General features: G+C 59.7%; 5 protein-coding genes. 4 read left to right on the forward strand and 1 reads right to left on the reverse strand.

The features are described 5' to 3' along the window. Window position 1: 1 nt before the first annotated feature. Window positions 2–436, reverse strand: coding sequence for a TOTE conflict system archaeo-eukaryotic primase domain-containing protein (locus tag C7C56_RS28085; RefSeq protein WP_146204384.1), 435 nt, complete (start codon window positions 434–436; stop codon window positions 2–4). Window positions 437–938: 502 nt separating this feature from the next. Between C7C56_RS28085 and C7C56_RS30465 the strand changes: the two genes are divergently transcribed. From C7C56_RS30465 to C7C56_RS09795, 4 genes are all read left to right on the forward strand, one after another. Next, the gene (locus C7C56_RS30465) at window positions 939–2,483 is read left to right on the forward strand and encodes a methyl-accepting chemotaxis protein (protein WP_106757246.1); all 1,545 of its coding nucleotides are present in this window, start codon (window positions 939–941) and stop codon (window positions 2,481–2,483) included. A gap of 445 nt (window positions 2,484–2,928) precedes the next feature. Next, complete coding sequence (locus C7C56_RS09785; RefSeq protein WP_181373104.1) at window positions 2,929–3,504, forward strand: rhomboid family intramembrane serine protease; 576 nt, start codon at window positions 2,929–2,931, stop codon at window positions 3,502–3,504. A 189-nt stretch (window positions 3,505–3,693) separates the two neighbouring features. Further along, window positions 3,694–3,900, forward strand: a complete 207-nt coding sequence (locus C7C56_RS09790; protein ID WP_109246566.1) for a hypothetical protein — start codon at window positions 3,694–3,696, stop codon at window positions 3,898–3,900. Then, window positions 3,893–5,068 (forward strand): serine hydrolase domain-containing protein, encoded by a 1,176-nt coding sequence (locus C7C56_RS09795; protein ID WP_106757248.1) that lies wholly within the window; start codon window positions 3,893–3,895, stop codon window positions 5,066–5,068. The genes C7C56_RS09790 and C7C56_RS09795 overlap by 8 nt, the downstream gene beginning before the upstream one ends. Window positions 5,069–5,158: the final 90 nt, after the last annotated feature.

A 5,158-nucleotide genomic window follows, 5' to 3' on the forward strand; every position in this document is an offset into this window, starting at 1 on the left:
GTCACGTTCGTCCGAAATACGCACCCGGGAGCAGCGGATATACGCCTGCCGTGATTTCGCCTTTGAGATGGCGGAAAATGACGTTGTCGGTCACAGGCACATACAGGCTATTGTTGCAATCTCCGCACTTGATTCGTGGCTTGTCACAAACCCCATTCCGCCATTCGTTGGCGCACACGGGCGAGTATCCGTTCTTGCCGGTATTGGGGCTCTGCCATCGGATAGGATAGACGTCATTCCTTCCCTGAAACAAGCGGCGGAATAACTTAACCTTTGCGTCAGGTGACAGTGGGTTGGCGATTGGACGAGCGACAGCGGTCGCGGTATCCTCGACGACGACGCGCTGCGGGACGTCTATTCCGTTTTGTGCGAGCAGGCTCTTGAGCATGCTGTTTTCAGCGCGCAATTGGTCGAGCTCAGTTTCTATCTTTGGCATGCAATATTTCTCTTGGGCCGGTGATCACCATTGATTTACTCGAAATATTCTACGCGTCGATGTGAATTTTTATCAAGTTTGTGGATGTCTGGCGTGTCCCGGTGCCAAATTTACCGGCGATGTGGGCTTTGACTTGGCTTTGACTAGCAAGGAATGTTATGCGCTAAAGTACCACTAACCGCACTAAGCGATACAGGACACATTCAGCCAAAGCTAATGCAGTAAATGGCCATCGAAAAATCCGAACTTTACTTCTCCCTCTGGCAATCGCAGCCCGGCCCGTCAACGACCAGCTCATCGAAGGTGCTGAGGCACTGCTTGATCGCTTGACTCCACGCTGGCTCTGGGTCCTGCTGGGCTCAGTAAATACTAGAAACAACGACGTCAACGGCCACTAGGCGCCTGGACGTGATGGAACGCGATTTGAAGGGGGGGTGTTGCAAATTGCGCTTTCGATTGCATGAGCGAGCAATGCAGTTAATCCCATGCTAGACTAGTTCCCATGGACAACACCCGCACCCCTGCTGAAGCCGGCAAACGTTCCCACTGGATGGTGCGGACCAACTATCGCATGCGCACGGCGTCCTTTGCCGGCTCCTTTATCGCCCTTGCCCTGCACCTGTACACGGTGGACGCCGGCACTTGGACGTGGCTGCTGCTGGCGCTGCAGTTCTTGGTGTATCCGCATGTGCTTTACTGGCGCGCGATCCATACCGCCGATCCGCAAAAAGCCGAACACAATCACATGCTGCTCGATTGTTTTCTGTTCGGCATGTGGGTCGCGGCCCTGCATTTCCCCCTGTGGCCGACCTTTGCCATGTGGGTCGGGGTATCACTGAACCTCACCATGACCTCCGGCTGGAAGGGCGCATTGCGTTCCCTTTTCGCCTTCACGCCCGGGGCGCTGTTGTCGGTCATGCTGTTCGGCTTCGGTTTTCAGCCGGACACCGGATGGCCGACCATCGCCATCTGCCTGATCGGCACCTCAATCTACCTGATCAGCATCGGCAATACCTCGTACAGCCGAAACCAGCAACTGCGCAACACGCGCGAGAAACTCAAGCAGGGGGAGCAGGCCCTGCAACGCACCGTCAGCGTAGTGCGCAGCAGTATCACGACCATCGCGTCGGCCTCCGGCGAAATTGCGACCGGCAACATGGATCTGTCGAGCCGGACCGAGGCCCAGGCATCGAGCCTGGAGCAAACCGCCGCCGCCATGGAGGAGCTCACCGCGACCGTCAAGCAGAACGCCGAAAACGCCAGCCAGGCCAACGAGCTCGTTACGGCCGCCTCGGCCCATGCGGGCAAGGGGGGCGAGGTGGTGGGCCAGGTGGTCAGCACGATGGGCTCGATCACCGAAAGCTCGCGCAAGATATCCGACATCATCAGCGTCATCGACGGCATCGCTTTCCAGACCAATATCCTGGCGCTCAACGCCGCGGTTGAGGCGGCGCGCGCCGGCGAACAGGGGCGCGGCTTTGCGGTCGTCGCCAGTGAGGTGCGCAATCTGGCCCAGCGCAGCGCCGCCGCCGCCAAGGAAATCAAGACCCTGATCGGAGATTCGGTCGACAAGGTCGATGCGGGCAGCCGGCTGGTCGACGAGGCCGGCAAGACCATGGTCCTGATCGTCTCCTCGGTCAAGCAGGTGGCCGAGCTGATGAGCGAGATCGCCGCCGCCAGTTACGAGCAGAGCCAGGGCATAGGCCAGATCAACCAGTCGATCACGTCGATGGACGATACCACCCAGCAGAATGCCGCGCTGGTCGAGCAGGCCGCCGCCGCCGCCAAGTCGCTGCAAGACCAGGCGGCCCGCTTGGCCGCTGTGGTCGGCGTGTTCAAGCTCGACGAAATCGAGATGCCGCAGGCCGTTGCGCCGCCGCCGCGCCGCGCCGCCGCGCACGCCGCTCCGGCCAGGCACGCCAGGGTGGCGCCGCCGCCGGCGGCCGGGCCCGAAGCCGAACCGGGGCAGGAAGTCCTGCGGGCGCGCGCCGCGCCAGCGGGCAGGCACCAGCCGAAGGCGCAGCCGGTGGGGGAAGACTGGGAGTAATCACTTTGCGGCGCATGGCCGTACCCGGCTTGGTGCTGGAGGCCATGTTGGCGGGCGCCATACCCGCTTCCCCTTATAGTCAACGACGCCAGAAAAGCGGAAGGTCCTTGTGAGTGGATATGTCTATCAATCGCGACAAGGATTTAGGTCCATCGCGACAGGGATTTTGGCCCACAGCCGCCGACGGCTAGTGGCGCCGTTAAGAAGATGCCGTTGCAGTCAACACGCGTCTAAAAAATAACAAACCGCAAATCGAGGCCCTTGTCAGATGGGGTGGTGCTCGCGCCGCCTGCAAGCTCGCGTGCAACGGCGATAGCACGACGAGCAAGAATGAGGCTGGCTAATGCAGGACTACGGCACAAGCCCTGTCCTAATGTCGGCACAGTCCCCGTGCCGTCCAAGTCACTTATCACCAGCAGAAATTTCTAACCGAGGTCTGCAACAAATGCCCATTCTCAGCCGATTTCTTCCAATCACAACAGCCTTGATCGTGGTAAGCGTCGCCATGTCGGTGCTCTCGAATCTCGGTTCGTCGCCCTCTGTACTGAGCCCGTGGTTGATCGCTGACCCAGGCAGCCAGGGATTCCAGGATGTCTTTGCTGGCCAAGTATGGCGTCTATTGACCCCGATCTTTATTCACTTCGGCCTGATGCATATTTTGTTTAATATGTTGTGGCTATGGGACCTTGGATCGATTATGGAACGAACAAAGGGCCGTCCATTCTTTGTTGGATTTGTCCTGTCGGTCGGGATCGCGTCAAATATCGCACAGTACATCATCGGAGGCTCCCAATTTTTTGGCGGCATGTCGGGAGTGGTTTACGGCATGCTTGGTTACGTCTGGATAAGCGGGCGGAGAAATCCGCATAGTGGTCTCGCGCTTCATCAGCAAACGGTCATCATGATGTTCGGTTGGTACATTCTTTGCTGGACCGGACTTCTCGGACCAATCGCCAACTGGGCACATACGGCCGGACTTGTTCTCGGTATCGCAATCGGCTTTCGAAAGCCCAACAATTAAGGCGCCACGGGTTGAGCGTGCAAGGCAGCCGAGGCCTCGCGCCACAACTCGAACCCGGCTTCATTCCCGAATTCGGGGCCTCCTTCGTGTCTGCGCCCTCGTTAATCCCTTTTGTCCCCGTCCTGCTGTTTGCCGCATTACGATTCTCTGCCACCTCGCTATCGAGGCGATAATTTTAGGGAACCGTTCATGCGCCATACACATGCGCCCGGTGTCATGTTTCGCGACATGGCCGGTGCCGCTCCACTCACCATCGCCGTCACCGACGGACACGCATTCGAGGACCAGACTATGAATATCAACAAGATCGCCATCTGCCGTTTTGCCGATTGGCCGCGCGACGGCGTCGTGCTCACGCTCGTGAAACCGGTCGCGATCGGAACCATCCATGAATAGGCGCGCCTTGTTCATCGCGGCGCTGGCCACGAGCCTGTTGGCCTCCTGCGGCGGCGGGGGCGGCGCTGCGCCGCCAGCCGACGATGTCGTGCTGGCGCCGGCGACCACGCTGGCGGCGGGCGTCACGCAAACGACGCAGCCCGAGGTGGACCAGTACATGCAGGCGCAACTGGTCGAGCAGCGCATTCCCGGCATTACGCTGGTGGTGGTCCGGGACGGCACCGTTGTCTACGGCAAGGGATATGGCTACGCCGACCGGGAGGCGGCGCGTCCGGTGAAACCGGAGGACCGCTTCGAAATCGGCTCGATCAGCAAGTCGTTCGCCGCCACCGCCATCATGCTGCTGGTAGAGGAGGGCAAGATATCGCTCGACGACAAGCTCGACAAATTCATCGGGGCGGTGCCGCCGAATTGGAGCGGCATCACCATTCGGCACCTGCTGAACCACACTTCCGGCCTGCCCGAATACCCGGACGATAAGACCTTTGCGGATATTTTTGCCAACAGAATCCTGGGAGAGGACGACATGCTGGCCAGGTTCAGGGCATATTCCCTGAGCTGGGAGCCGGGCACCAAGTACCGGTACTGCAATGTCGGCTACGATATTCTCGGTATCGTCGTGCGCAGGGTCACCGGCAAGGGCTATTTCGATTTCTTGAAAGAGCGGGTGTTCACGCCGCTGGGCATGCACAGCGCGCGTCTCGTCGCGCCAAAACCGGCGCGCGCGGACAGCGCCATCGGGTACGAGCTCAAAGACGGAAAACATGTCCCGTTTGTCACTACCGACGCGATGTCGGTCTACCTGGGCATGGCAGCGAGCGGGATCGAGCTTAGTGCCACGGACATGGCGAAGTGGGATGCTGCGCTGTACACCGACAAGATACTCAAGCAATCGACCCTGGCCCTGATGTGGACCAATAACGCCCTGGTGCAGGCGGCCAATGCCGACAGTTCCGACATCTACTACGGGTTGGGCTGGCAGCTGCGGACCCAGAACGGGAAGCGCTGGGTGTACCACTCCGGCGGCATGCCCGGTTACGTCACCGACTTCATGCGCTACCCGGATCAGAAGCTGACCATCATCGTGTTCACCAACCTGAGTGACCAGCATGCGAATGCCCGCAAGATCGTGCGCGCGGTCGCGCCCATGTTCGGCCAAGCGCTCTAGCAGCCTGTCGGAGTTGAACCGCTGCTCGCGCCCCCAATCCTTGAGTTGCTCAATAATTAGGCAGACCGAGGTGGTTTTTGATGATTTTTG

The organism is Massilia glaciei (assembly GCF_003011895.2).
Classification (GTDB): domain Bacteria; phylum Pseudomonadota; class Gammaproteobacteria; order Burkholderiales; family Burkholderiaceae_D; genus Telluria_A; species Telluria_A glaciei.

Excerpts from the sequence above, each read along its gene's own strand:
- C7C56_RS28085 (WP_146204384.1), bottom strand. The coding sequence starts at position 436 with ATGCCAAAGATAGAAACTGAGCTCGACCAATTGCGCGCTGAAAACAGC.
- C7C56_RS30465 (WP_106757246.1), top strand. The coding sequence starts at position 939 with ATGGACAACACCCGCACCCCTGCTGAAGCCGGCAAACGTTCCCACTGG.
- C7C56_RS09785 (WP_181373104.1), top strand. The coding sequence starts at position 2,929 with ATGCCCATTCTCAGCCGATTTCTTCCAATCACAACAGCCTTGATCGTG.
- C7C56_RS09790 (WP_109246566.1), top strand. The coding sequence starts at position 3,694 with ATGCGCCATACACATGCGCCCGGTGTCATGTTTCGCGACATGGCCGGT.
- C7C56_RS09795 (WP_106757248.1), top strand. The coding sequence starts at position 3,893 with ATGAATAGGCGCGCCTTGTTCATCGCGGCGCTGGCCACGAGCCTGTTG.